Source organism: Streptococcus sp. 2018110 (assembly GCF_019754115.1).
Lineage (GTDB): Bacteria > Bacillota > Bacilli > Lactobacillales > Streptococcaceae > Streptococcus > Streptococcus hashimotonensis.
Genome location: NZ_JAIJZO010000007.1, coordinates 73336 through 98737 on the forward strand (window position 1 = coordinate 73336; position 25402 = coordinate 98737).

Consider the following 25402-nt stretch of genomic DNA (forward strand, 5'->3'; position numbering starts at 1 on the left):
ATTATCCTTCTTTCTGTTCTTTTTTCACCAATGACAATCCAAGCATCAAGGCCAATACTGCAAAAATACCAACAGAAACTGTGAGAATACCGCCATTTTTAGCAAGAATTCCCAAGAAAATACCTGATAGTCCAAAATCTGCATCTGAGAATGTTGAACCTGCAAAACCAAGGTCTCCCAAAACTGGAAGCAAGAACACTGGCAAGAAACTGATGAGAACGCCTTGCATAAAGGCACCGCAAACAGCTCCACGAACACCACCTGAGGCATTCCCCATAACACCTGCAGTAGCTCCACAGAAGAAGTGTGGTACGACACCTGGAAGGATAACGACACCGCCAGTCAAGGCAAGAATAATCATGCTGACAATACCACCTGCAAAACTAGAGATAAAGCCAATCAACACGGCGTTTGGTGCATAAGGATAAACAACTGGACAGTCTAGGGCTGGTTTGGAATTCGGAACCAACTTCTCTGAAATTCCTTTGAAGGCTGGAACAATTTCCGCCAAAATTAAGCGTACACCAGATAAGATAACAAAAACACCTGCTGCAAAAGTTCCACCTAGGGTCAAGGCATAAATCATACTGTTAGTACCGCCACTAAGGTTTTCCTTAATATAATCACCGCCTGCAAACAAAGCCACAATCATGTAAATCAAGGACATAGAAATGGCAATGCTGACAGTTGAATCACGCAAGAATGCCAAACCTTTAGGGAAATTAATATCCTCCGTAGACTTAGACTTATCACCGACCAAACCGCCTACTACACCACTCAACCAGTAACCAAGTGCACTGAAGTGACCTAGAGCAACATGATCATTTCCTGTCAATTGAATCATGTATTTTTGAACGAAGGCTGGGGAGAGTGTCATAATCAGACCTAAAGCCAACCCACCCATCACAATTAAGCCGACAGAAGTGAATCCTGCAACACTCATGATAACTGCAATCATACAGGCCATATATAGTGTGTGGTGTCCTGTCAAGAAAATATATTTAAAGCGTGTAAAGCGAGCAATAGCAATATTGGAGACCATTCCAAGTAACATAATCAAGGATGTAGCAGTTCCATACTTATCCAAAGCCATCGCTACAATAGCTTCATTATTTGGAACAACCCCTTTCAAGTTGAAAGCTTGTTCAAACATTTGACCAAATGGCTCAAGCGAGCCAACAATAATATTCGCTCCACCACCAACAACAATAAAACCAACAAAAGTTTTCAAGCCCCCCTTAATTAAATCTGCTGCGGGCTTTTTCTGTAAGGCTAAACCTAGAATAGCAATGAGAGCAACCAGAATTGCCGGAGTTTTAGCAATATCAATGAGAAAATCCAATATCATTTTCTGTCTCCTTTATAATTTCATCTTTGCGGGTCATCCCCTGTGTATACGATTTAAACCAAACCTTTTTCTTGACAGATAGCCGTGACGAGTTCCCTCAACTCATTCATATCAATAATACTATTCAATATTCGAACATCTCCTAAATGAGTTGCAGAATCAGCCAGGTCACGTCCGACAATCCACACATCTGCTTCACTCGGATTGGCACCACCTAGATCATAATGCTCCACATGAACATCTGATACACCTAAATCTCGCAAAATGGATTCAATATTCATTTGAACCATGAAGCTAGAGCCTAAACCTGAGCCACAGGCTGTTCCAATTCGTAACATATTACTGTTCCTCCTTTAATAAATGTTGTACGTCGGCAAATTCTTTGGCGCCGACAAGTTGTTGAATATTTTCTTCTTCTCGCAAAATTTTTGTCAAATGCGAGAGTGCTCTGAGATGGGTTTGATTATCCACGGCTGCAATACAAATGAACAGCCGAATTTCATGACTAGGGTCATCCAATAGATAAACTGGCTTATCCAATACCAACATTGACATCCCTACCTCATTAACCCCATCTTCTGGTCGTGCATGTGGAATCGCAATTCCTTTACCTAGGTCAATAAAAGGACCAAACTCTTCTACCTTCGCTATCATAGCATCAATATATCGAGTTTCTATAGCTCCTTTATCTACCAGAGGTCGTGCAGCCAGGGCAACTGCTTTTTGCCAATCTAAAACTTCCTCAGACCATTGAAAGGTCTCTTTTGTAATCAATTCTTCTAACATAGGACTCCTTCCCCTTTGCTCATGGGAGCGTTGATTGAGAAACTGCACCAATTCATATTTTAAAGCCTGCTCCTGATGAATGGTTGCATGTTTCCCAATAAGTGATAATAACTGCTCAATCTCAATCGGAAAATAAGCCGCATTTGGGAAATGCTGATTAACCAAATGAAATAATTCTTTTTTATGATTAGAGGTCATCAGCTGGGATACCAAGAAAAATGGTAGCTCTATATTCAGCTTGATAGTTCCAAATACCATGTCATAGTCTGTCATGTCTAGCATCTTCCAATCCTGTAAGGAATGGGTATCGGCAAAATAGATATTAGGAAATAGTTGCCGTAGATTTTCTTTTACAATCAGCGAAGAGCTCACTCCATTTGGGCAAACAACCAAGGCCCGATAACGATATGAACGTTGTTGACCTGCTTCGATGTAGCCACCAAAGTGGATGACAAAATAAGATACCTCACTATCTGGTATAGTAAAACCTAGATGCTCTTCCAAAGGCCGCAAAGCTTTTTTTACAAGATAGAACAAGTCGGCATGCTCTTCTTTGATGGTTTCAGTATATGAATTGACATTTACCAAACGAGATGTTAAACGGTAGTAAGCAGGAATTAGGTGACGTTGCAAACCTTCAATCATTTCCGAGCGATGTTCAAAAGCAATTAAGGACAAACGTTCCATCTCTTCCACTATTTCTACAGTCAAGTGGTAAAATAGGTCATCCTTTTCTCCGCTCTCACCTTCTAAGCATCCTTGCAGTAAATGTGACAGATACTCTTGTGTCGCAGCATTTAATTCTAATGTGCTAGTACTTTTTAAACGTAATAATTTCCAAAGGCGTTGCAGAAAATCTTTTACAAACCCTACCTTTCCTTCAAAATTCCAGTTAATAAGGTTGCCAACACGCGCCTGACGGATAAATAGAAATATCAAAAAATACAAATATTCATCCAATCTCTCTTCTAAAGCTGAGACTTTATAATAATTGCAAGCTTGTTGACTCACTATTTTCAATTCTTCAATAGGATTTTCCTCACCCCAAGATTTAAGAATATAATCCAAAGCCCACACACCAATCGAAGACTGCAAACAATTACTGAGTGCATAAAGTGCCAAGCGATGTTTATCTTCTTCTCGACCAATTAGATGATAGCCTTTCGCCCTCGTATATTCCAAACGTACTTGAAAGTCCAAGCAAAGTTCCTTTACATTCTTAATATCCGTCAACGTTGTGTTACGGCTCACACTCAATAATTCTTGGTAGTGAACGTTTGATACAAATTCTTTTCGGATAAATGTATAAAGATAGATAAGAAGCTGTCTTTCTTCTTGCGAAAGATAGATCTGGCGATTGCGAAAGAGCGAGAATACACTTTCTTTTTGATTGTAAAGCTCCGTAGAAATAACAAACTCGCTATCTTTGTATTGTATCTGCGGGAAGGAATGTTCTTGCAACAATTGATTGACTAGTTCCAAATTAGAATGTAGCTGCTCCTTTTCAATTCCTGTTTGAATACTAAGTTCGTACAAACTTTCTTTTCGATTCGCAAACAATTCCATCAGAATTGCCATGGTACGATTATCAACCATATTTTCCTCCTTGTCTTAATTGTATCCCTTTTCATTTCTGATTTCTAGAGTCTTTGAGCCCAATTAATATAATGAAAAACAAAAATTCAATTGTGCTCACTACTTAAACTAAAAAAGATTGGTGCCCACCAATCTTCTTATATCACATATCATCTTCCATTTTTTAGCGCGGGCTGAAACAGTCTATCCCCAGACTGTTTCACTCCCCCAGCCCTTTATTCGCTCTCTTGTTTCCAAGCTCATGATTTCCTACCGCGCTCTTCCATTTTTTAGCGCAGGCTGAAACAGTCTCTTCCCAGACTGTTTCACTCCCCCGGACCTTTATTCGCTCTCTTGTTTCCAAGCTCATGATAAAAAGGTCCCCCGGACCTTTTTATTTCCCAAACAAACGTGCAAAGAAGCCTTTAGCTTGCACTTCTTCTGCCTGTGCTTTAACTTCGTCCAATTCCAACTTGAGAACTTCCTTATCGGCCATAGCTTTTAATGTCAATTGCTGTTGCTGATCTAACTGTTTATCCTTCTCAGCAATCTGCACATCTTTGACCTTGAGTTGTTCATCTTTTTCGGCAAGTTGCTTATCTTTGGCTTTTAATTGACTATATAAGCGGATGATTTCAGCATTTTTCTCGTCAACTAAAATTTCCATCAATTCACGATGCTTGACTTCATCGCTAATCGGCTCATCTTCAAAAATGGTTGTTTTGTAGATTTCCTCCAACTTAATCAAGCCAGCACGGTTTACAACGGTCACACCCTTGTCATTTTTATCTACAAATTCTTCAGGAAGTGATTTGACACGATTATTCATAGCCTGCCGGCTCACTCCTAAAATTTCAGCTAACTCACTGACTGTTTTTTCGATTCCCATAATATCCTCGGTACTTACATTTCTCATAGTTTGTATCATTAAAATATTACCACAGAACCCTATCCCTGTCAAATCTAGGGGAATTTTCTTACCAAGCATTAGTGGATAATCACAAACCTCAAAAGCATCCTATCTCAATGCAATGTTATGTAGAAACGAAATATACATTCTATCTAATAAAACCATTTTTAGCACTCACTTGCTTGAACCAATATCCAGATTTTTTGACGATACGCTTCTGAGTTTGGAGGTCAAGCGAGACCAAGCCGTATCGGTTTTTATAGGCATTTAACCAAGACCAACAGTCAATAAAGGTCCAGACCATATAGCCCTTACAGTTCGCTCCTTCATCAATACCTCGATGGAGCTGAATCAAATGGTCTTCCATGAAGTTAATCCGGTAGTCATCCTGAATGACGCCATTTTCTTCAAAAACATCCTCCCCTTCAACTCCCATGCCGTTCTCAGTTACCAACCATTCGATATTCCCATAGTTTTCCTGGATATTTTTGGCAATGTCGTACAGCCCTTCTTCATAAATTTCCCAGCCTCTATGGGGATTGATTTTCTTGTCAGGCTTATCATAAGGCAGGAAATATTGGGATAGGAAAGTGGCTTCTCCGTTCCATCCATCTTCTGAAGGAGCCTGCACGCGCAGGGGCTGGTAATAATTTACCCCCAGGAAGTCAACCCTATTTTCTTTGATAATAGTCAATTCCTCCTCTGTGCTTTCTGGACGTAAACCGTGTTTTTCAAGAATGTCAACCAGTTCCCTTGGGTATTGTCCCAAAACAGATGGATCCAAAAAGCTTCTCGTTTGAAATAGCTCAGCAATCCGCGCTGCCTGTAAATCTTCTGGACTCTGACTTCTTGGATAGGCAGGAGTAAGATTAAGAACAATGGAAATTTTATGGTCTGGGTGTAGTTGGTGACAGGCCCGAACAGCCAAAGAACTAGCCAGTTGAGTATGATACGCTACGACCACAGCTGCCTTTGCATCCACCTTGCAAGGATAATGATAGCTTCCTAGATAGCCACATTCTACTGGAACAATGGGTTCATTAAAGGTAATCCAATGATCCACCAGATCTCCAAAGAGGCTGAAACACTGGCGAGCATAAGCCTCATAGGCCCAGACAATCTCCTTATTTTCCCAGCCCCCTTTTTCCTGTAAGACATAGGGTAAATCGAAATGATAGAGATTGACCAAAAGCTTTATCCCACGCTCTCGAATACCTGCAAATACAGCCCTATAAAACTCCACAGCTTGCGGATTGACCTCGCCTATCCCTTCCGGAATCAGACGTGACCACTGTATAGAGGTGCGAAAAATACTATGACCTGTTTCCACCAACAAATCCAAATCTGACTGGAAATGTTCATAGAAAGTCGATGTTTGTTCCGGTCCTATTTGCTGGTGAAAGAGCTCAGGTTCCTGATTGTACCAGTAATCCCAGTTATTCCATCCCTTTCCATCACCAGCTACGCTTCCTTCACTTTGAGGCCCTGAAGTGGAGGAGCCCCACAAAAAACCTTCTGTAAAACGATACTCTCTTTGCTCAGTTACCATTCTTCTACCTACTTTCTTTCATGCTACAGACGGAATTGTTAGAACCTAGATTCACAATGCAGCTTCCACAAAATTACTCTGCTTGTACATACAGGCTCCTGATAAAAACTAATTTCCCTTAGTCTAAGTATACTCTCCTATCCCGTCAACGGTCTTCCGCAATTTCAAGAAAAAACTCCACAAATCATAGCAAAGACTCAAACTACTTTCTTGATGAAAATATGATACAATAAAGGCATGAATACAGTAGATACCATTATTATCGGAGCGGGGCCAGCCGGCATGATGGCTGCGATTTCTTCCAGTTTTTACGGCAAGAAGACCCTGCTCCTCGAAAAAAACAAACGTTTGGGCAAGAAACTGTCTGGCACAGGTGGCGGACGTTGCAATGTGACCAACAACGGCACCTTGGAAGACCTGCTGGCTGGCATTCCTGGAAATGGCCGCTTTCTATACAGCGTCTTTTCTCAGTTTGACAACCATGACATCATGAATTTCTTTCAGGAAAACGGGGTCAAGCTCAAAGTGGAGGACCACGGCCGTGTCTTTCCGACCACCGACCGTTCCCAGACCATTATCAAGTGCCTGGAGATGAAGATGCTGGAAAATGGCGTGGACATCCGTACAGGGACTGAGGTGGTTTCCGTTCGCAAGATTGACGACCTCTTCCATGTCAAGACTAGCGAGGAGACCTTTACAGCTCCCCAGCTGATTGTCACCACTGGCGGCAAGACCTATCCTTCCACTGGCTCGACTGGCTTTGGCCACGACATTGCCCGCCACTTCAAGCTGGAAGTCACGGAGATTGAGGCCGCTGAAAGCCCCGTTCTGACTGACTTCCCCCACAAGAAGCTCCAAGGCATCTCCCTAGACGACGTCACCCTGACCTACGGCAAGCACGTCATCACCCACGACCTGCTCTTTACCCACTTTGGCCTGTCGGGACCCGCTGCCCTTCGGCTGTCTAGTTTTGTCAAAGGCGGCGAAACCGCATTTCTCGATGCTCTGCCGACCCATTCTGAACAAGATTTGTTTGAACATTTAGAAGCCAACAGGGAAAAATCCGTCAAGAATGCCCTCAGAGAACTCATACCAGACCGCCTAGCAGACTTTTTCGCTGAAAACTACGATAGCAAGGTCAAGCAAGTTTCTCAAAAGGACCTGGCTGACCTGGTCACCCTCCTCAAAGCTTTACCCATCAAGATTACAGGAAAGATGTCCCTAGCCAAATCCTTTGTGACCAAGGGTGGCGTTGACCTCAAGGAAATCAATCCAAAAACCTTGGAAAGTAAGAAAATTCCTGGCCTCCACTTTGCAGGAGAGGTCTTGAACATCAACGCCCATACAGGTGGCTTTAACATTACCTACTGTCTAGCAACTGGCTGGGTGGCAGGGAGTTCCTACTCTTCGTAAATCAAACTCAGACGTTGTTGACTTGATTTGATGAGTGTAAAGCTCCATTGGAGCTTTACAGCCTGCTACCTAAAAATAAAAGGTAGCAGCATTCTATCTACATCTAGTGTCACGAACTTTGTTCGCCTTATCTCCAACCTCCAAAGGTTCCCCGAACCTTTTTGTAGCGAACTTTGTTCGCCTTATCTCCAACCTCCAAAGGTTCCCCGAACCTTTGGAGCTAGTCTGAGTTCGATTTCCTTTGAGTAGTACACTACTAATTATCTCATGACTGAGAAATTCAAGCAAAAATCTGCTTGAATTTTTTTGTTTATTATTGTATGATAAAACCATAACAATACAACAAAAGGAGATTGGCTATGCAACTGAAACTTTCTTCTATTTCTAAAAAATTTGATCACAAGATTATTCTGGAGGATACTAGTTTTCAATTTGAACAAGGAAAGATTTACGGCTTGCTGGGGCGAAATGGTGCTGGTAAGACGACCTTGTTCAACTGCATTGCTCGCAATATGACCCTGGACAGTGGCAGTATCCAGTTTGTAGAAGGCGAGGAAGCTCTTGACTACGATAATACGGACATCGGTTTTACCCAGACCTATCCGCAGCTGCCTGCCTTTATGACAGCCTATGAATTTGTACGTTTCTATATGGATATCCACAAGGACAAGCTCAAAGACGCACGTCGTCCTGAGGATTGGTTGCTCTTGGTAGGAATCGGCTTTGAAGACCAGCACCGTCTGCTCAAGGATTTTTCCCACGGTATGCAGAACAAGGTCCAGTTGCTTCTTTCTTTGATTGTCCAGCCACCTGTCCTTCTCTTAGATGAACCTCTGACCTCCTTTGACCCTGTGGCTGCCCACGAGTTCAAACAACTAATTCGGGAGGCTAAGAAGGATTCCGTCATTATCTTTTCTACCCACATTTTGCAGCTGGCTCAGGATCTCTGTGACGAGATTGTTTTGCTCCATCACCAAGAATTGCAAGCAGTTCCGAGTAACAAACTCCACGACCCTGACTTTGAACAGGAAGTGGTTGCCTTGCTGACAGCAGATTAGGAGGAGTTTATGAAAACCATTCTACGTTATTTTTGGTATCGGGAAAAGTATGCCCTCCATCGCTCCGTCAATGGATTTTTCTACTATCTACGGAAACTGCCACTTGTGGGAAAGAGCATTCCAGAAAGTATTTTCAAGTCTTACAGCTTTAAGTCTGGTCTCTTTTTGGTCCTGCACATCCTCTCCATCCCCAGTCGCTTTCTGGTCAAGGGTTTGTGGCTGGCCTTGAATTTCTACTTTGCTTCCTTCTGGATTAATCTCCTAGCGAACGGGCATCTAACCTCTTGGCAAATCCAAGATGAAAACTGGCTTCTAGGCTTTTCCATTTGGATAACCTTTGTCAGCTTCATCTATCGGTTTGGCAAGGGATTTGAGCCTTTTATCGCCAAGTCCGAGCGGGAATTCATGCAAAATTTTGGACTTTCTCAATCTAGTTTTCTCCAGAGTCAACTCTTTGTAGAGCCCATTATCACCAGTCTGTCCTACCTGCCTGCCCTACTGATTTTTTCTATCCTGTCAGGAAATTGGCTCTATCTGCCTCTAGGATTACTGACCATTCCAGCAGGAAGTTTTACCGGACAGGCTCTCAATCGAGCACTATTCAACAGAGGTGTTTTGGCACGTCGAAACTCTTGGCAATCTTGGATTATCTTGGGTACTGGTCTAGCAGCTATTGCTTGCCTTATCCTTTTCCGCAAGCATCTGTCGCCCATCTTTTTACTGCCTGTGCTTGTCTGTCAGGTCTTGCTCATTTGGCTTAGCTATGGTTATTTGAAGCAACAGACCAATCACCTAGACTATCTCCAGTATTGCATGGACCAGTCCTTACAAATGGACAAGAAAATTGTTGAGATGACCAAGGGCAATGAATATACTCGCCAGGGTTTGGAGATGCAGACAAAACTGAATATGGAAACTGGAAAAGACCTATCCCACCTATCTGGCATGACCTACCTAAACGCTCTGCTATTTGACCGCTACCGCTCTATCCTCACTAGAAAACTGCTCTTCCGCTTGGGGTGTCTTTTGGCGATTATCCTCTTTCTTGAAGGAATCCGTTGGTTTTCAAAAGAGGATATAGAGATAAGCAATGCCAACTATATCGAGGGACTTCCATTTGCTTTCATGGTCATGTATGCCGCCTCCATGGGCAAGGCTGTCGCACAGATGGTCTTTGTTAACTGCGATATTTCTATGCTCCACTATCCATTTTACCGCGAAGCAAAAACCATTATTGCAGGCTTTCATTATCGTTTTCTGCAAACTGTTAAATTAAATGCTGCCTTCTCTGGATCTCTACTATTGGCCCTCATCATCTTTACTAGAGCGCAGCTACCTATTGAAACCTATCTCCTAACTGCACTGCTTCTGCTGAGTTTGACAGCTCTCTTCTCCTTCCACGATCTCTTTATCTACTATATTCTCCAACCCTTTACCAAGGACATGGAGGTGGTCAACCCAGTCTATAAATTTCTCAGCGGTGCCCTCTACTGGGTAGCCTATCTCAATATCAAGCTGGAGCTTGGCAGTCACTTGTACATCCTACTCATTTCTCTGACTATGATTGCCTATGTCAGCATCGGTTACTGGATTTTGCTGAAAAAAGCTCCGCAGACTTTTAGATTGAAAGCATAAAAAAGCAGCCTCTCGCAAGAGAAGGCTGTTTTATACTCAATGAAAATCAAGAGTAGCCTAGGAAACGAAGGTGAGGATAGAACTGAGGATCATCGAACCAAGTTGACAACGGATAATTTTGATTTTCGAAGAGTTTTATTTTACCAAATTCCCAAAATCGCCTGCCAAACCAGTGTCAACAGGGTCACGCCTAGCCAACAAACTAGTCCGACAAAAAGAGCAGCTCTGCCATTTTTCACCAAGGCAAACACATTAGACCGCGAACCAATGGCTGCCATGGCCATACAAATGAGAAACTTGGACAGGGTTTTAAGCGGAGTAAAAATGTCCGTACCCAATCCAAAGTGACCCGCGATTGTTGTCACCAAACTGGCTAGGATAAAATAGAGGATAAAGGTTGGAAAACCTGCCAAGAGCGAACTCTTGTCTGCCTGAACTCCCTTCCCTCTAGCCTGCCAAATTGCCAAAACCGACGTAATGGGAATAATGGCCAAGGTTCGCGTCAGCTTGACCATCACAGCCGTGTCCAAGGTCTGACTGCCCAGGCCGTAGAGGCTGTCCCAAGTGGTTGCTGTTGCGGTGACCGACGAGGTATCATTGACCGCCGTTCCGGCGAACATCCCAAAGGCCTGACCCGAATCGGTCGAAAAACCAAGCCAGGTTGCTAAGGTCGGAAAGACCAGGGCCGCCAAGACATTAAAGAGAAAGATGACCGAGATTGCTTGTGCTACATCCTCATCATCCGCCTGAATAATGGGAGCTGTCGCCGCAATGGCTGACCCTCCACAGATAGAGGTCCCAACGCCAATCAAGGTCGCCAGATGAGATGAAATAGGCAACCATTTCCACATCAAAAACGCCAAAAACAAAGCGAAACTGATAGTTGACAGAATAATCGGTAGAGATTGGCGACCGACTGCAAGGACCGCTGATAAGTTTAGTCCAAAACCCAAGCAAATCACCGCATACTGCAAGATTTTCTTAGAGGTAAAGGTCAAGCCTGGCTGAAAGGCATTTTTCCTTGAAATGTAGGAATGCAGGCTCATCCCGATTAGAAGGGCAAAAACAGGCCCACCCACCAATGGAAACAAGCCACCTAACCACTGTCCCACCAAAGCCAAGACCAGACAAAGTACCACACCTCTGGCATTTTCCTTAACCATAAGCCCCTCCTAGAAAATCAAGCGGAGAGCAGCTGTCGTCAAGACGCCAACCACTACTGCGAGGAGGATATTTTTGGTCCTCAGGACCACCAAAAAGGTCGAAATGAGGGCCAGACTTTCGACAGGGAGAAGGTTGGGGAGGGAGCCCACTTCTTCGTCCATGATGCTGGACAGGGTCAGAGCAAAGATAATGGTGATGGGTAGGAAGCTGAGAAATTTCACCAACTTTGGAGGCAGGGACTTGTTCTGCGTCAGTACAAAAGGCAGGACGCGTGGCACCCAGGTCACTAGGGCCGCCGCCAGAATAATCAGTAGAATACTAGTTTTTATCATCAATCATCACCCCCACAAAACAACCCAAAATCGTCGCCAAGAGCACAGCCACATAAGACGACACTAGCACAGACAGGCCGACATAGGCTAGACCAACCGCCAGCAAAATCAAGCCGATTTTTTTCAAAGGAATGGTCCGAGCCATAGCCTCCAACTGACCTGAGAAAATGCCGACAAACATGGCAACCAAGGCAAAATCCAAGCCAAACTGCTCGGGATTTGGAATCAAACCACCGATGAGATTGCCCAGAGTGGTAAAGATAGCCCAAGAAGCATAGCCAGCAAAGTTGTTGCCGTACATCCAGCTAGGGGCAATCTGCTTTCCCTCAATGTGTTTCCGCAAGAGAACCGCATAGGATTCATCTGTTAAAAATGAGCCAATCAAGATGTTGGAGCCCAGCCTATTTCCCTGAAAAATGGTCGTCGTATGCAGGCACATGAGAAAATTCCTCAAGTTGACAAAGAAAACCGTCACCGCAATCGACAACAAGGGAGCACCTGCCAAAATCATGGCACACATGACAAATTGGGCACTCCCTGCATAGACCAAGAGGCTCATCAAAGCCATTTCCACTGCTGAAATGCCTGAATTGACCGATACCACACCGCAGGCTAAACCGATACTGGCATAGCCCAGAGCTGTGGGAATGGCATCCCGCAAGCCCTCACGAAAAGAGTGTTCCTTCATTCCATATCTCCTTAATATCGTCATTTAGTTTATCTTTTATTACGTCGTTAATTCACCTTGCCTAACTCCAGTTACGCCTGCGGCTCGTTGCCTAGTACTAAAAGTAAACTAAAAGACTATAATTCATAAAAAGTATTCTCTCATTTTCTCACATTGCAACTCGTTTTTCAAGCCTTCCCTTATAGCTAAGCAAGCATTATGCCTTTATACTTGAAAAAGTGCAATAAACTTCCTGAGTTCCACACAAAATAGGTTCAACCAATGGCTGAACCTAGAGGGATAGGGATGCTACTGTTGTTTCTGGAGAACCATCAAACAAGAAGTAAAGTCCTTATTGTCTCCAACATGGTCCCCATGTCGAATCGACAAACCTGTATGCATTAATTGGCTACCAGTATAAACTTCTCCATCAAGGTGATAGACCGCTTCCTCTTCCAACCCCTGCAAATACAAGCGTTGATAAGCAAGATTGGCAGTTGTTAACCGACGATAATAACCCACGATAACTTGCTGACCATCCAAGGATTGGACCTGCCAAGCCGTTATCTCACCATCGAATGGACTTTTCAGGCGAGTGAAAATACCCTGTTGGAAAATCTCACGGTGAGCCTTGTAAAAGGCAATCTGCTCTTTCATCTCTTCCAACTCTTCTTGGCTACAATCAAACAAATCCAACTCATAGCCAAAACTTCCAAAGAATGCAACATTGGCACGTGTATTCAATGGCGTAGCTCGTCCCAACTGCTGATTGGGACTAGCTGACACATGGCAACCCATACTGTTCAAAGGATAGACCAGACTCGTTCCATATTGGATTTTCAAGCGTTCCATGGCGTCCGTGTCATCGCTGACCCAGGTTTGAGGTGCATAGTAGAGCATCCCCGGGTCAAATCTAGCTCCACCACTTGAACAAGATTCAAACAGAACCGTCGGAAAAGCTGCTATCAGGCTATCATATAAACGGTAGAGATTGAGAATATAGCGATGGAAGGTCTCGCCTTGCCGCTCCGCCTCCCGTGTACATGTAAAGACCTCTGTCATATAGCGATTCATATCCCACTTGATATAATCAATGTCATGCTCAGCCAACAGCCGGTGAAGTTGGTCATGAATATTTTGATAAACATCCTCTCTTGATAAATCCAAGGTATATTGATGGCGTCCGTGCGATTGACTATGCTGAGGATGATGGAAAATCCAATCTGGATGCGCTCGGTATAAATCACTGTCCTTATTGACCATTTCAGGTTCAATCCAAAGTCCAAATTTCATTCCCATAGCATGAACTTGGTCAATAATCCCTGTCAAGCCACTTGGTAATTTCTCTCGGTTGACCGTCCAATCTCCCAAGCCTGCTCGATCATGGTTTCGCTTGCCAAACCAACCATCATCCATGACAAATAGTTCAACACCAAGACCTGCAGCCTCCTTAGCCAAGGAAAGAATTTTTTCCTCATCAAAATCAAAGCTCATAGCTTCCCAGTTGTTCAAGAGAACAGGCCGTTCTCTATCACGCCAATAGCCACGCACCAGGTGTTTTTGGAAGAGGCGGTGATAGGTTTGGCTCATACCATTCAAACCATGCTCGCTATAAACCATAACCACCTCAGGTGTCTGGAGCTCTTCTCCCTTATCTAATGTCCAAGAAAAACGTTCAGGATGGATTCCCATACTCACTCTCGTCTTTTGGAAAGAACTCACATCCACCTGCGCCAAAAAGTTTCCGCTATAGACGAGCGAGAAGCCCAGTACCTCTCCCTGATGCTCATCCGCATTTGGTCGTTTCAAAGCCATGAAAGGATTGTGCTCCGCACTACTAGCCCCTTTGAGACTGTAAATAGACTGACAACCTTGATGAAGAGGCGATAATTGCAGATGCCGCTCGCGCCCCCAAGCCCCATCCAAATGCAACCAGTCATAGTCCATATCAGGCAGACAGAGTGTCATACTCAAGGCACGGTTCAAACAGACAGATTGTTCTCCGAGTTGTTCAAAACGAGCAGAGCGGGTCACCGCTGGATAGTCTCGAAAAATCGTATAAGACAAGACCAGACGGGTCTGCGACTCTTCATCCAACAAATAAATATCCAAACTATCTGCCTGTTCCTCCTCATCCAGATAGAGATGAGGAAGACCCTTCAAAGCCGATCGCCCAGCATAAATCCTATGCCCTTGATAAACAAAGTGCGATAGGCTGCTACCATCCTTCTGCACCAACTCAAAAGTCGGAGAAAAATAGTCCGTTGTACCATAACAAGCAAATTCAGGATTGGCATATTGGAGTGAGAAGAAACGGTCATCGTCTTCTACAAAGGAAGTCAAAGCACGATACTCATCTTCACGTACATACTGATAGGAAGCAGTTTCTGTTACCCGCTTTCCATAATACAAACTACCAATATGACCATTAGGCAAGACCGTCAACACATAGCTAATAAACTCATTGTAAAGATGGAATTCCTTTGTCTTTTCATGAAAGATAATTCCCATTGTAGCCTCCTATAATTTTCCACCAGATGTCGCAATCCCTTGGATAAACTGCTTCTGGAATATCACATACAGTACCAACATCGGCCAAATAGCCAAAACACTTGCAGCCATGAGCTGAGGATAGTTAACAGCGTAAGCTCCCTGAATCTTAGAAAGTGCGCTAGACAGGGTAGCCTTGTCCGCTTCTGAGTTGATAATCAATGGCCACAACAAATCCTTGAAAGCAAACAAAGCCGTAAAAATCGCTAAGGCAATCAAGCCAGACTTGGCCAAAGGCAACATGACCTTAAAGAAGGTCTGCCCGATATTACAACCATCCAATTTTGCAGATTCCTCCAATTCTTTTGGAAGACCCATGAAAAATTGACGGAGTAAGAATGTACCAAAGGCACTGACAATTCCTGGAAATACCAGAGCAAAAATCGTATTGCGCATACCAAGTTGGTCAATCATCAAATACTGAGGAATGACGAATAACTGAGGTGGCACCATCATCTGGAAAAGAACCAGACCAAACAAGAAATTCCGCCCAGGAAATTCCAAGCGAGCAAAGGCATAAGCTGCCATAGCTGAGAACATAACCGAGCTAAAGATACGCCATAACATCATCAAAATGGTGTTCAGATAGAGTATCGGAAAATTATTAGTCCGAATAGCCTCCGTATAATTGCTCACCATCCACTTACTTGGTAAAAATTGGAAAGGATTCATCTGAGTGGATTCGGTCACCGTTTTAAAAGACGTCAACACCATCCAAACGAATGGGATCAGCATGCCCATTGCCACTAAAATCAAGAAGGCATGCATCCAAATAGTTGATTTAAAAGCTGATTGTTTCACATGAACCTCCTTAACGGTAATGCACCCATTTTTTCTGTACCTTCATCTGAACGAAAGTAATGACAAGAATAATCAATAACAACAACATGACAATGGTAGAACCGTAGCCCTTATCCGAATATTTAAAGGAATTATTGTAAAACAGATAAACCAGAGATACCGTCTTATCATAGGCAGGACTTCGGATGTCTTCCATCATATAGATAACATCAAAGACTTGCATGGATTGAATAACACTGGTTACCACAACAAAGAACAAGGTCGGTGAAACCAAGGGCAGGGTAATGGAGAAAAATTGCTTGGCTGGACTAGCTCCATCAATGCGAGCCGCCTCATAAAAATCCGTCGGAATTTCTTGTAAACCAGCTAAAATTAAAATCATGCTATAGCCAACAGTACTCCAAATTCCAATCAGAGCAATTGAATAGAGAGCAATCTTTGGATCTTCAATCCAGTTCACAGCACCCAGTCCCAAACGACGCAAGACATAGTTAATCAAGCCGAAGTCCGTATTGTAGAGCCATTTCCAAACCATAGTCACCGCGGCTGGTGCTGCCACCATAGGCAGGAAAAATATTGTCCGATAAATATGCTTCCCTTTAATCTTAGAATTCAACAAAACCGCAAGCAACATGGCCAAGGCAACGGTAGCTGGAACAACTAGAATCGTATATTTCAAGGTATTCCATGTCGCCTGCCACACTTGCGCATCCCCTAGCATTCGTTGGTAATTTGCCAAGCCGACAAAGATGTCACCTTTACCGAAATCTCCACTCTTATGGAAACTCATCTTCATGGTTTGGAAAATAGGAATAATATTGAGCACAACCAATCCGATAATGGTCGGCGCTACCATTGCCCATCCCCAAATTGCCTCATTTAAACTTCCTTTTTTTCGGAACATCTTATCCCCATCCTTCTTCATTTAATAAGAAGGTCCGGGGAAGAATCAACTTCCCAAGACCTCCTACCTATTTTTCAGTTGCTAATTCAGCATTCATCATATCAGCTGTTTCTTTGGCAGCTTCTTCAGTTGCTTTTTCTCCAAGATAAGCAGGTTTCAATAGCTCGTAAGCCTTATCTTCCCACTTAATGGTTGTTTGTGAATATGGACGAATCTGTGCATAATCCACCATGTCAACATAATTCTTGATAGCAAAGTTTTTATTTGAATCTACCCAAGTATCTGCCGCGCCTTTATAAGCCGAGATTGCCACACCAAGTGTTGCCTGCATTTCTTGTGCCTCTTTTGAGCTGAGGTATTCAACCCATTTCCAAGCAGCATCTGGCTGTTTAGTAGTAGCAGCAATGGCATGACCCAATCCATTAAAGATGGTTGCACGAGTTCCATCTGGCCCTTTTGGCAAGACAGCTACATCAGCATTTTCACGAATGTAGTCATTAGCAGTGAAACCAGATAAATTCCAAGAACCGAAGACGCTCATAGCCACTTGACCGTTTTGGAATGCTTCGGCCCGCTCTTTATCCACTGTAATAGCTGGTGAAATTTTCTCTTTGACAAAGCTAAAGTAGTAATCCAAGGCTTCAATGGTCTTAGGATCATCGTAGCCTGATTTCAAATCATCAGTAATGACCTTACCACCATTTTGATAGATAAAGTTGTAGTAGCCCTCTTGGTTACTCAAACCAGCACCAAAACCATATTGACTACCATCTGGCTTGGTCAATTGTTTTGCCACTTCCTTCAACTTGTTCCAATCCCAAGTATCATCTGGATATGGAATACCTGCTTCATCAAACAATTTCTTATTGTACCAAAGACCGATTGTATCGAAATCTTTTGGAATAGCGTACTGCTTACCATTTATATTGTAGATTTCATTCAAACCATCTGGGAAATTAGCTAGTTTAGCATCTTCACTCTTGGCTAAGTATTCATCCAACGGCAATAGCATTTCATTGGAACCATAGCGATAAATCTCATTTGAATGCATCCAGAAGGTATCAGGCAATGAACCACCTGTCGCACCAGCTTCTAGCATAGTCCAGTAGGAATCCCAATCCGATACTTGAATATTGATTTTAATATCTGGATTCTTTTTCTCAAATTCATCCGCAATCTTTCTCAAACCAGGTTCCTGACCAGAATCCCAAATGGCATAGGATATTTCTGTCTTTCCTGAACCACTTCCTTCCGTAGCTTTACTAGACTCAGTCGAAGTAGAACACGCTGCCAGTAGGCCTGCAGCCGCAAGCAAGGTAACATAGCGACCAAATTTCTTCATGGTAATACTCCTTTTCTTTTGTCGAATACGTCGACGAACTTTGTTGTTTCTACTATAACTATAACATGTAAGCGCTTTATAATAAAATAGGAATATTTGACATCTTCTATATGATTTTGGGATATTTTTTAATTTTTTCAAATAAAATGTCACATTTACATATAAATATGTTATACTATTTGTAAACCTTTACAATTTTTGTGGAGAGAATACAATGAAAATACAACCTGAATTTTACGTCTTTAATAACAGATCCTATGTAGATTTTTACCCTATTCAATTTGGGATGGAGGCCTGTAAACCACTTCACTCATTCGGCCCAACTATGAAACAACACTATCTGTTTCACTACATCATCTCTGGTTCAGGTACTTTTTACGATACCTCCGACCAACGTGAATACCACCTAACCGCAGGACAGGGCTTTCTTATCTCCCCAGATGCCATCTGTAGCTACGAAGCAGACGCAAAGGACCCCTGGACCTATATCTGGCTTGAATTTGACGGTCTGAAAACTGAGCATTTTCTCAGACAAGCAGGGCTCTCGAAAGAACAACCTATTTTTTCGCAACGAGAAATGCCAACCTCTAGCCCTGTCTACCATGAAATGAAACAAATTCTCGCGCTCCATCACCAAAAAAGCGCCTGCCTTCTTGGGCACCTCTACCTCTTTATCTCCTATCTCATCGACTGCTCTCTGACCAAAACAAGCAGTAAACACGATGAAAACAAGGAATTTTATATACGAGAGGCCATCAACTTCGTAGAACGAAACTATGAGAAAGCTATATCCGTCGACGATTTGGCACAAGTATGCAACCTCAATCGCCACTACTTCAGTCGGCTATTCAAGGAGCAAATGAACATCTCACCTCAACAATTTATCATCCAATACCGACTCAGCGAAGCCTGCGAACTCTTAAAAAACACCACTAAGACACTACAGGAAATTGCTGAAGAAATCGGCTACTCCAACCAATTCAATTTTTCAACTGCTTTTAAAAGGCATTACCAAATTTCTCCAAATCGCTGGCGAAAAATCCACAAATAAACCTCTTACGTATCCTTAAACGTAAGAGGTTTTTATTCTATAAATTCTCAAAAGCTAGACTTGGTTTGGCATTCAAATCCCAACCAGCAAAGTTTTCCTTGTTGTATTCGCTAACGGCTGCCAAGGCAATCATACCAGCATTGTCACCGCAGAGGCGAAGCGGGGGAATGATGACCTCCACATCGGTGATTTCAGCTGCCAACCGCTCTCGTAATCCCTGATTGGCTGCTACACCGCCCGCTACGACCAAGGTCTTAACAGGGTATTTCTCCAAGGCCTTCTTGGTCTTAGCCATGAGAATGTCCATAACACAGGCTTGGAAAGAAGCTGACAGGTCCGCATTGGACAAGGTTTCCCCTTTCTGCTGGGCATTGTGGTAGAGGTTGATAAAGGCGGATTTCAAACCTGAAAAAGAAAACTCCAGATTGTCTTCCTTTATCATAGCCCGAGGGAAGTCATAAATGTCTTTCCCCTCATGTGCCAACTCATCGATGACACGACCAGCTGGATAGGGCAGACCCATGACCCGTCCTACCTTGTCATAGGCCTCGCCGACCGCATCATCTCGCGTTTCACCGACAATCTTGTAGTCGCCCGCCTCTGACACATAGACCAACTCCGTGTGCCCACCGCTGACCAAAAGAGCCAAGAGCGGAAACTCCAACTCCTTGACCGCACGCGCCGCCATCAAATGCCCTGCCATGTGGTTGACAGGAATGAGTGGCAAACCATTAGCCCAGGCAAAGGCCTTGGCAGCCGAAATCCCGACCAGCAAGGCACCGACCAAGCCAGGCCCATAGGTCACCGCCACAGCCGTCAGGTCCTCTGCCGTCACCTCCGCCTCCAACAAGGCCTCCTCGATACAGGCCGTAATCACTTCCACATGGTGACGGCTGGCCACCTCGGGCACCACCCCACCAAACCGCTGGTGACTGGCAATCTGGCTGGCAATGACATTGGACAAAAGCTCCGCCTCATTCCGCAAAACAGCCACCGAAGTCTCGTCACACGAAGTCTCAATCGCCAAAATCAATCTATCTTTCATCACGTTCTCTCTTCATTAGCACCGCGTCCTCGACAGGATGGCGGTAGTAGTCTTTTCGTTTTCCTATTTTGGTAAAATGCTGGCGTGCATAGAGGGCCTGAGCTGCGCTATTGGACTCCCTCACTTCGAGGAAGATGTCCCCATCCCAGTCCATCACAGCAGCCATCAGCTGACTGGCGATTCCCAACCTCTGGAAATCAGCCCTGACAGCAATCTGCAAGATTTCCATCTCATCCAGCACCGTCTGCACAACCAAAAATCCAACTAATTCCTGACCCTCATAGGCCAGATAATAATCCTCATCCTGACTAGCCATACTGGAGGCAATCTGTTCCAAGGTCCATGGAGACTGCTCATAAACCGACTGCATAACTGCCAAAACAGCCTCTGCCAGATTTTCCTGACCATCGTAGTGTTTAATCTCTATCATACACGTTTGATATAACTTTCTGAGCCAGCTTGGTTGTCCTTAAGCCAGTTTTCCTCTGCCTCTACTCGTTTGAGATAGTTGGGCTCAAAGCTGGTGACATCTGCCGCTGGCAAGTCTTGACCAATCACCGCCAGCTGATAGGCAGACGGCTGACTGGTTTGGCAATGGGCAGTTGGCAGTGCTTGCTCGATTTGCTCCATGAAGTTTTCTACTTCTCCGACAAAGGTGATGTTTTCCTTACCAGACAAACTAGAAAGTAAATCTTCAAAAGACCAGTAGCGGTCTGCCTCGACTGCTCTGCCATTTTCATAAACACCTGCATAGACGCAGTTACGGCGGGCATCGATGAGGGGCACCACCAGACCCGTCAGGCTGGACGGAACCAGGGACTGAAGACTGGATAGCCCCACCAAGTCGATCTTGAGGGTGTAGGCCAAGGTCTTGGCAGTCGCCACGGCCACACGAAGCCCCGTGTAGGAGCCAGGTCCCTGAGCGACCACAACCCGATCCAGGTCTTTGGGTGTCCAGCCCACCTGTGCCACCAAAAAATCGACCACAGGCATGAGGCTGATACTATGATTTTTCTTGACAGCCAGCAGGGTTTCCGCCTGCAAGCGACCGTCCTCCACCAAGGCAACCGATAAGGCCTGGTTGGAGCTGTCTAGGGCTAGTATTTTCATCTTCTCCTCTTTCCTTATACTCAATGAAAATCAAAATCAGACTAGCTCCAAAGGTTTGGGGAACCTTTGGAGGTTGGAGATAGGCGAACGTAGTTCGTTTCTACTTATGCAGATAGAACCCTGTTACTATTTTATTTCAAGGTAACAGGCTGAAAGGCTCCACTGGAGCCTTTCACTCATCAAATCAAGTCAACAACGTCTGATTTTGATTTTCGAAGAGTATTTCAATGCTACTCTCTATTGTAAGCCATCTTGGATATTTTTTCAAATAATGAAAAGAATCGGTTGTGATTTCAAGTAGGTTAATGGATCGAATCGATTTGTCATTCTAGTAAGTCACATCACTATCTGGCAGTTGACAGGCATTTCTCGGCACAATTGAACTTAGTCTTAGTAATCCCAACACACTCGGAATCCTAACTCATTTCTTTGATTTATCCCCTTCTGAAATACCGAATTTCTGAAAATCATGACACTTTTCCATTTTCCTACCAAACCCTTTTACCATCAGCATATTTTATGGTATAATGAAGAGTACATTTAGACTGAATAAATTGACAACTCGAGAAAATTGAATAGACATTACCAAACATACCCAACTGTTTGGGGCTTTTTTCATAGTTGCCAGTCAAAAAGAAAGGAACTATACTACACATGATTTATAAAGTATTCTATCAAGAATCAAAAATTAGCCCACGTCGCGAGCAAACACGCGCTCTTTATCTAGACATCGATGCTGCATCAGAATTGGAAGGTCGTATTATCGCGCGTGAATTGGTGGAAACCAACCGCCCTGAATACAACATCGAATTTATCGACCTCTTATCAGACAATCATCTTGAATACGAGAAAGAGCACGCAGATTTCAAAATTACGGAGTTTTAATCCATGTCATCAGTCAATCTAAAACCTCATGAAGTTGGCGTTTTCGCCATCGGTGGTTTGGGAGAAATCGGGAAAAACACCTACGGTATCGAGTACAAGGATGAAATTCTCATCGTCGATGCCGGTATCAAGTTCCCAGAAGATGACCTATTGGGTATCGACTACGTTATCCCAGACTACTCCTACATCGTTGAAAACCTAGACCGCGTGAAAGGTCTGGTTATTACCCACGGGCACGAAGACCACATCGGAGGCATTCCCTTCTTACTCAAGCAAGCCAATGTCCCAATCTATGCTGGACCTTTAGCCCTCGCCCTCATTCGAGGCAAATTGGAAGAACACGGACTGCTCCGTGATGCGACTCTGCATGAAATCAATCATAATACAGAGTTGACCTTCAAGCACCTCAAAGTCAGCTTCTTCCGTACCACCCACTCCATTCCAGAACCACTCGGTATCGTCGTTGACACCCCGCAAGGAAAAATCGTCTGTACCGGTGACTTCAAGTTCGATTTCACTCCAGTTGGCGAGCCAGCAGACCTTCACCGCATGGCTGCCCTCGGTGAAGAAGGCGTTCTCTGCCTCCTCTCCGACTCGACAAATGCTGAAGTTCCAACCTTTACCAACTCGGAAAAAGTGGTCGGTCAGTCCATTATGAAATTGATTGAAGGCATCCACGGACGCATTATCTTTGCTTCCTTTGCCTCCAACATCTTCCGTCTCCAACAGGCGGCTGATGCAGCGGTTAAGACCGGACGCAAGATCGCTGTCTTTGGACGCTCCATGGAAAAGGCCATTGTTAACGGTATCGAGCTCGGCTACATCAAGGTGCCTAAGGATACCTTCATCGAGCCAAACGAGATCAAAGAATACCCTGCCAGCGAGATCATGATTCTCTGTACAGGGAGCCAAGGGGAGCCTATGGCAGCACTCTCTCGCATCGCCCACGGTACCCACCGTCAAGTGCAACTCCAGCCAGGCGACACGGTCATCTTCTCGTCCAGCCCTATTCCGGGAAATACCACAGGTGTCAACAAGCTCATCAATATCCTGATTGAAGCCGGTGTCGATGTGATTCACGGTAAAATTAACAACATCCACACCTCTGGGCACGGTGGTCAACAAGAGCAAAAACTCATGCTCCGCCTGATCAAGCCAAAATACTTCATGCCTGTCCATGGTGAATACCGCATGCAAAAAATCCATGCCAGCCTAGCTGTTGATACAGGCGTTCCAAAAGATAATATCTTCATCATGGAAAACGGAGATGTCCTTGCTCTGACAAAAGATTCTGCACGTCTCGCAGGTCAATTCAACGCCCAAGACATCTATGTCGATGGAAACCGCATCGGTGAAATCGGCGCAGCAGTCCTCAAAGACCGCCGCGATCTTTCAGAAGATGGTGTTGTCCTTGCAGTAGCCACTGTCGATTTTAATTCTAAGATGATATTAGCAGGACCAGACATCCTCAGTCGCGGTTTTATCTATATGAGAGAATCTGGCGAGCTCATTCGCGAAAGCCAACGCGTCCTTTTCAACGCTATCCGCATCGCCATGCGCAACAAAGACGCAAATATCCAAACAGTCAACGGCGCCATTGTTAACGCCCTACGACCATTCCTATACGAAAAAACAGAGCGTGAACCAATCATTATCCCAATGATTCTGACACCTGACCGATAACACACTAAAATCCCATAGGTGAAACCTCTGGGATTTATTTTATAGTAACAAGATAGCCCAGCTTGAAAAAAGACCGATTTCAAGCTCATGTCCATCCCCTCGCCCTTCTATTTCTTAGCTCAGGCTGAAACAGTCTCTTCCCAGACTACTTCACTCCACTGGACCATTACTCGCTTTCCAATTTCTCAGCTCATGAACAAAGGACCCGTCGGGGTCCTTTGTTTAATACATATCCAAATAGTTGTCGATTTCCCATTGAGAAACGTAGGTTGCGTAGCTTGCCCATTCGATTTTCTTAGCTTCCAAGAAATTCGTATAGATATGATCACCTAGAGCTGCACGAACTACCTCGTCTTCACGAAGAGCTTTCAATGCATTGTGAAGAGTTGAAGGAAGATCAGTGATACCTGCTTCACGACGCTCCTCATCAGACATTGCATAGATATTAGATTCTACTGGTGCTGGTGCTTCAATTTTATTTTGAATACCTTCCAAGCCAACTTCCAACAGAACGGCCATAGCTAAGTATGGGTTGGCAGTTGGATCAACCGAGCGCAATTCCAAACGAGTTCCCATTCCACGTGATGCAGGTACGCGAACCAATGGTGAGCGGTTTTTACCAGCCCAAGCAATATACACAGGAGCTTCAAAGCCTGGAACCAAACGCTTGTAAGAGTTCACTGTCGGGTTTGTAATAGCAGTATAGTTATAAGCATGCTTAATCAAACCACCAAGGAAATGGTAAGCAGTTTGAGACAGCTGCATACCGCGAGGATCTTCTGGATCAAAGAAGGCATTATTCCCATCCTTATCAAAGAGTGACATGTTACAGTGCATACCTGAACCAGCAATACCAAACTTAGGCTTGGCCATAAATGTCGCATACATACCATGCTTACGAGCAATTGTTTTAACAACTAACTTGAAGATTTGAATATTGTCACAAGCTTTTAAGACATCCGCATATTTGAAGTCAATTTCATGCTGACCTACTGCCACTTCGTGATGACTCGCTTCAACTTCAAAGCCCATCTCTGTCAAGACATTGACGATTTCGCGACGTGTATTATCAGCCAAGTCCGTTGGTGCGAGGTCAAAGTAACCACCTTTATCATTTACTTCAAGCGTTGGATTTCCTTGTTCGTCCATCTTAAAGAGGAAGAATTCTGGTTCTGGACCAAGGTTGAATGAAGAGAAACCTGCCTCTTCCATGTGACGAAGCGATTTCTTCAAATTTCCACGTGGGTCACCAGCAAAAGGCTTAGCATCTGTTGTATAAATATCACAAATCAAGCCAGCTACACGACCATTTTCATCACCCCAAGGGAAGATAGTCCATGTATCCAAGTCTGGGTAAAGATACATATCTGATTCATTGATACGAACAAATCCTTCAATAGATGAACCATCAAACATGACCTTATTTGACAAAACCTTTTCGACCTGCTCATCAGTTGCTGGAATTTCTACGTTTTTCATCACTCCCATGATGTCTGTAAACATAAGACGTAGAAAGGTAACGTTTTTCTCTTTGATATCGCGCTTGATATCTGCCACTGTGAATGTCATTATTTTTCTCCTCTATTTTAAAAGC

General features: G+C 44.0%; 22 protein-coding genes. 6 read left to right on the top strand and 16 right to left on the bottom strand.

Annotated features, from left to right (window positions below; all coding sequences use genetic code 11):
* Position 1: 1 nt before the first annotated feature.
* The 5 genes from K5Q34_RS05940 to K5Q34_RS05960 form a co-directional block, all read right to left on the bottom strand.
* A complete protein-coding gene (locus K5Q34_RS05940) occupies positions 2–1348 on the bottom strand; it encodes a PTS ascorbate transporter subunit IIC (protein ID WP_221864673.1) in 1347 nt (448 codons plus the stop codon).
* 53 nt (positions 1349–1401) lie between these two features.
* Positions 1402–1686, bottom strand: coding sequence for a PTS sugar transporter subunit IIB (locus K5Q34_RS05945; protein ID WP_002935998.1), 285 nt, complete (start codon positions 1684–1686; stop codon positions 1402–1404).
* A gap of 1 nt (position 1687) precedes the next feature.
* Complete coding sequence (locus K5Q34_RS05950) at positions 1688–3730, bottom strand: BglG family transcription antiterminator (protein WP_172115707.1); 2043 nt, start codon at positions 3728–3730, stop codon at positions 1688–1690.
* Between the two features lie 373 nt (positions 3731–4103).
* Entirely contained in the window at positions 4104–4598 is a 495-nt protein-coding gene (locus K5Q34_RS05955) for a DUF536 domain-containing protein (RefSeq protein WP_012774919.1), read from the bottom strand.
* A 169-nt stretch (positions 4599–4767) separates the two neighbouring features.
* Entirely contained in the window at positions 4768–6168 is a 1401-nt protein-coding gene (locus K5Q34_RS05960) for a glycoside hydrolase family 1 protein (protein ID WP_172115706.1), read from the bottom strand.
* Between the two features lie 237 nt (positions 6169–6405).
* Here K5Q34_RS05960 and K5Q34_RS05965 point away from each other — a divergent pair, with 237 nt between their 5' ends.
* The 3 genes from K5Q34_RS05965 to K5Q34_RS05975 all read left to right on the top strand — a co-directional run bounded on the left by K5Q34_RS05965 (position 6406) and on the right by K5Q34_RS05975 (position 10274).
* Complete coding sequence (locus tag K5Q34_RS05965; protein ID WP_172115705.1) at positions 6406–7581, top strand: NAD(P)/FAD-dependent oxidoreductase; 1176 nt, start codon at positions 6406–6408, stop codon at positions 7579–7581.
* 359 nt (positions 7582–7940) lie between these two features.
* Entirely contained in the window at positions 7941–8639 is a 699-nt protein-coding gene (locus K5Q34_RS05970) for an ATP-binding cassette domain-containing protein (RefSeq protein ID WP_172115704.1), read from the top strand.
* A 9-nt stretch (positions 8640–8648) separates the two neighbouring features.
* A complete protein-coding gene (locus K5Q34_RS05975; RefSeq protein ID WP_172115703.1) occupies positions 8649–10274 on the top strand; it encodes a hypothetical protein in 1626 nt (541 codons plus the stop codon).
* Between the two features lie 140 nt (positions 10275–10414).
* On the opposite strand, the gene K5Q34_RS05980 is transcribed toward K5Q34_RS05975, so the two are convergent.
* The 7 genes from K5Q34_RS05980 to K5Q34_RS06010 all read right to left on the bottom strand — a co-directional run bounded on the left by K5Q34_RS05980 (position 10415) and on the right by K5Q34_RS06010 (position 18034).
* Positions 10415–11437, bottom strand: coding sequence for a YeiH family protein (locus K5Q34_RS05980; protein WP_221864674.1), 1023 nt, complete (start codon positions 11435–11437; stop codon positions 10415–10417).
* A gap of 9 nt (positions 11438–11446) precedes the next feature.
* The gene (locus K5Q34_RS05985) at positions 11447–11770 is read right to left on the bottom strand and encodes an AzlD domain-containing protein (protein ID WP_105151009.1); all 324 of its coding nucleotides are present in this window, start codon (positions 11768–11770) and stop codon (positions 11447–11449) included.
* Entirely contained in the window at positions 11757–12458 is a 702-nt protein-coding gene (locus K5Q34_RS05990) for an AzlC family ABC transporter permease (RefSeq protein ID WP_024406858.1), read from the bottom strand. The genes K5Q34_RS05985 and K5Q34_RS05990 overlap by 14 nt, the downstream gene beginning before the upstream one ends.
* A 288-nt stretch (positions 12459–12746) precedes the next feature.
* Complete coding sequence (locus K5Q34_RS05995; protein ID WP_221864675.1) at positions 12747–14948, bottom strand: alpha-galactosidase; 2202 nt, start codon at positions 14946–14948, stop codon at positions 12747–12749.
* A 9-nt stretch (positions 14949–14957) separates the two neighbouring features.
* Positions 14958–15788 carry a carbohydrate ABC transporter permease gene (locus K5Q34_RS06000; protein WP_024406860.1) on the bottom strand — a complete coding sequence of 277 codons (831 nt, stop codon included), beginning with the start codon at positions 15786–15788 and terminating at the stop codon, positions 14958–14960.
* A 10-nt stretch (positions 15789–15798) separates the two neighbouring features.
* A complete protein-coding gene (locus K5Q34_RS06005) occupies positions 15799–16692 on the bottom strand; it encodes a carbohydrate ABC transporter permease (protein WP_029178229.1) in 894 nt (297 codons plus the stop codon).
* 67 nt (positions 16693–16759) lie between these two features.
* The gene (locus K5Q34_RS06010; RefSeq protein WP_074391343.1) at positions 16760–18034 is read right to left on the bottom strand and encodes a sugar ABC transporter substrate-binding protein; all 1275 of its coding nucleotides are present in this window, start codon (positions 18032–18034) and stop codon (positions 16760–16762) included.
* Positions 18035–18248: 214 nt separating this feature from the next.
* Here K5Q34_RS06010 and K5Q34_RS06015 point away from each other — a divergent pair, with 214 nt between their 5' ends.
* Positions 18249–19085, top strand: a complete 837-nt coding sequence (locus K5Q34_RS06015) for an AraC family transcriptional regulator (protein ID WP_014637344.1) — start codon at positions 18249–18251, stop codon at positions 19083–19085.
* A 37-nt stretch (positions 19086–19122) separates the two neighbouring features.
* On the opposite strand, the gene tsaD is transcribed toward K5Q34_RS06015, so the two are convergent.
* The 3 genes from tsaD to tsaB are packed head-to-tail and all read right to left on the bottom strand — an operon-like array spanning position 19123 to position 21240.
* On the bottom strand, positions 19123–20130 hold the full coding sequence (tsaD, locus tag K5Q34_RS06020) for a tRNA (adenosine(37)-N6)-threonylcarbamoyltransferase complex transferase subunit TsaD (protein ID WP_024384205.1): 1008 nt from the start codon (positions 20128–20130) through the stop codon (positions 19123–19125).
* Positions 20120–20560, bottom strand: coding sequence for a ribosomal protein S18-alanine N-acetyltransferase (rimI, locus tag K5Q34_RS06025; RefSeq protein WP_221864676.1), 441 nt, complete (start codon positions 20558–20560; stop codon positions 20120–20122). The genes tsaD and rimI overlap by 11 nt, the downstream gene beginning before the upstream one ends.
* On the bottom strand, positions 20557–21240 hold the full coding sequence (tsaB, locus tag K5Q34_RS06030; protein ID WP_172115698.1) for a tRNA (adenosine(37)-N6)-threonylcarbamoyltransferase complex dimerization subunit type 1 TsaB: 684 nt from the start codon (positions 21238–21240) through the stop codon (positions 20557–20559). The genes rimI and tsaB overlap by 4 nt, the downstream gene beginning before the upstream one ends.
* Before the next feature lie 654 nt (positions 21241–21894).
* Here tsaB and K5Q34_RS06035 point away from each other — a divergent pair.
* Both K5Q34_RS06035 and rnjA read left to right on the top strand, forming a co-directional pair.
* The gene (locus K5Q34_RS06035; protein WP_002938523.1) at positions 21895–22125 is read left to right on the top strand and encodes a DNA-dependent RNA polymerase subunit epsilon; all 231 of its coding nucleotides are present in this window, start codon (positions 21895–21897) and stop codon (positions 22123–22125) included.
* A 3-nt stretch (positions 22126–22128) separates the two neighbouring features.
* Positions 22129–23808, top strand: coding sequence for a ribonuclease J1 (gene rnjA, locus K5Q34_RS06040; RefSeq protein WP_002938522.1), 1680 nt, complete (start codon positions 22129–22131; stop codon positions 23806–23808).
* A 222-nt stretch (positions 23809–24030) separates the two neighbouring features.
* On the opposite strand, the gene glnA is transcribed toward rnjA, so the two are convergent.
* Entirely contained in the window at positions 24031–25377 is a 1347-nt protein-coding gene (gene glnA / locus K5Q34_RS06045; protein WP_011921751.1) for a type I glutamate--ammonia ligase, read from the bottom strand.
* Between the last annotated feature and the right edge of the window lie 25 nt (positions 25378–25402).

Bases quoted from the DNA above. Each gene is read 5' to 3' on its own strand.
- K5Q34_RS05940 (WP_221864673.1), bottom strand. From the start codon at position 1,348: ATGATATTGGATTTTCTCATTGATATTGCTAAAACTCCGGCAATTCTG.
- K5Q34_RS05945 (WP_002935998.1), bottom strand. From the start codon at position 1,686: ATGTTACGAATTGGAACAGCCTGTGGCTCAGGTTTAGGCTCTAGCTTC.
- K5Q34_RS05950 (WP_172115707.1), bottom strand. From the start codon at position 3,730: ATGGTTGATAATCGTACCATGGCAATTCTGATGGAATTGTTTGCGAAT.
- K5Q34_RS05955 (WP_012774919.1), bottom strand. From the start codon at position 4,598: ATGGGAATCGAAAAAACAGTCAGTGAGTTAGCTGAAATTTTAGGAGTG.
- K5Q34_RS05960 (WP_172115706.1), bottom strand. From the start codon at position 6,168: ATGGTAACTGAGCAAAGAGAGTATCGTTTTACAGAAGGTTTTTTGTGG.
- K5Q34_RS05965 (WP_172115705.1), top strand. From the start codon at position 6,406: ATGAATACAGTAGATACCATTATTATCGGAGCGGGGCCAGCCGGCATG.
- K5Q34_RS05970 (WP_172115704.1), top strand. From the start codon at position 7,941: ATGCAACTGAAACTTTCTTCTATTTCTAAAAAATTTGATCACAAGATT.
- K5Q34_RS05975 (WP_172115703.1), top strand. From the start codon at position 8,649: ATGAAAACCATTCTACGTTATTTTTGGTATCGGGAAAAGTATGCCCTC.
- K5Q34_RS05980 (WP_221864674.1), bottom strand. From the start codon at position 11,437: ATGGTTAAGGAAAATGCCAGAGGTGTGGTACTTTGTCTGGTCTTGGCT.
- K5Q34_RS05985 (WP_105151009.1), bottom strand. From the start codon at position 11,770: ATGATAAAAACTAGTATTCTACTGATTATTCTGGCGGCGGCCCTAGTG.
- K5Q34_RS05990 (WP_024406858.1), bottom strand. From the start codon at position 12,458: ATGAAGGAACACTCTTTTCGTGAGGGCTTGCGGGATGCCATTCCCACA.
- K5Q34_RS05995 (WP_221864675.1), bottom strand. From the start codon at position 14,948: ATGGGAATTATCTTTCATGAAAAGACAAAGGAATTCCATCTTTACAAT.
- K5Q34_RS06005 (WP_029178229.1), bottom strand. From the start codon at position 16,692: ATGTTCCGAAAAAAAGGAAGTTTAAATGAGGCAATTTGGGGATGGGCA.
- K5Q34_RS06010 (WP_074391343.1), bottom strand. From the start codon at position 18,034: ATGAAGAAATTTGGTCGCTATGTTACCTTGCTTGCGGCTGCAGGCCTA.
- K5Q34_RS06015 (WP_014637344.1), top strand. From the start codon at position 18,249: ATGAAAATACAACCTGAATTTTACGTCTTTAATAACAGATCCTATGTA.
- tsaD (WP_024384205.1), bottom strand. From the start codon at position 20,130: ATGAAAGATAGATTGATTTTGGCGATTGAGACTTCGTGTGACGAGACT.
- rimI (WP_221864676.1), bottom strand. From the start codon at position 20,560: ATGATAGAGATTAAACACTACGATGGTCAGGAAAATCTGGCAGAGGCT.
- tsaB (WP_172115698.1), bottom strand. From the start codon at position 21,240: ATGAAAATACTAGCCCTAGACAGCTCCAACCAGGCCTTATCGGTTGCC.
- K5Q34_RS06035 (WP_002938523.1), top strand. From the start codon at position 21,895: ATGATTTATAAAGTATTCTATCAAGAATCAAAAATTAGCCCACGTCGC.
- rnjA (WP_002938522.1), top strand. From the start codon at position 22,129: ATGTCATCAGTCAATCTAAAACCTCATGAAGTTGGCGTTTTCGCCATC.
- glnA (WP_011921751.1), bottom strand. From the start codon at position 25,377: ATGACATTCACAGTGGCAGATATCAAGCGCGATATCAAAGAGAAAAAC.